The sequence below is a fragment of the Elstera litoralis genome (genome assembly GCF_000963705.1).
Classification (GTDB): Bacteria; Pseudomonadota; Alphaproteobacteria; order Elsterales; family Elsteraceae; genus Elstera; species Elstera litoralis.
The window spans coordinates 1-906 of the sequence record NZ_LAJY01000824.1; the positions used below are offsets into that span (position 1 = coordinate 1).

Annotated in this window: 2 protein-coding genes; both read left to right on the forward strand. The window is 58.5% G+C overall.

Going from position 1 to position 906, the window contains the following annotated elements; genetic code table 11:
* The first annotated feature begins 34 nt into the window (after positions 1-34).
* Complete coding sequence (locus VZ95_RS20015; protein WP_052711974.1) at positions 35-409, forward strand: DeoR/GlpR family DNA-binding transcription regulator; 375 nt, start codon at positions 35-37, stop codon at positions 407-409.
* Between the two features lie 71 nt (positions 410-480).
* Positions 481-906 (forward strand): substrate-binding domain-containing protein (locus VZ95_RS20020; RefSeq protein WP_198148440.1); only part of this gene is annotated, 426 nt, incomplete at its 3' end.

The following is a 906-nucleotide window of genomic DNA, read 5'->3' on the forward strand; positions in this document are numbered from 1 at the left end:
GCCGACTTTCTGATGCGCCACGGCGGAGAACCGCGTGACTTTGCCGGGCGGTGAGATTTTCCGCGAGCAGCAACTGGTGCTGAGCCCCTTCGATAATGATCTGACGCACCGTTTCTTTGCGTCAAAATTATTCATGGGGGCACAAGCGCTGACGCAGCATGGGCTGATGCAGTCGGACCCGCTGCTGATTCGCGCCGAACAGAAGCTGATCGATCAGGCCGAAAAACTCGTGGTTTTGGTCGATAGCAGCAAATTTACAGGGCGGGGCAGTCTCATTCTCTGCCCCTTATCCCGCATCGATATCGTCGTGACCGACGATGGCATCAGCGAGACCGCCACCGCGCTGCTGCGCGACGCGGGCGTGGAGTTGATGATTGTACCCCGCTGGCGAAACCGCTCAGCGGCTTAACCGACCCCCGCCTAAGCGAGCGCAAAAGAACGGCTCCGGCGGGGAAAATCATCCAAGGGAGGATGTACGCCGTGACCAAATTTCTGAAAACCGCCAGCCTTGCCGTCATCGTCGGCGTTCTGGCGATGAACTCCGCCGATGCCGCCGATAAGCTGCGCGTGGCCATGCTGGTCAAATCGCTCGGCAATGGCTTCTTTGAAGCCTGTAAGGAAGGCGGAATTGAAGCCTCGAACGAGCTTGGTAATGTCGAGTTGATCTACACCGGCCCGACGACGGCGACCGCCGAGGGGCAGATCGAACTGATGAACGCGTTGATCGCTCAGAAAGTCGATGCTATCGCCATTTCGGCGAATGATGCCAACGCCCTGGTGCCGGTGGCCAAACGCGCCGCCGAACGCGGGATTAAGGTTATTTCCTTCGATAGCGGGATCGCCAGTGGCCGTTTGCTGCAATTGAACCCGTCCAATGCGGCGCTGATTGGTCAGAAGCAAGTGCAA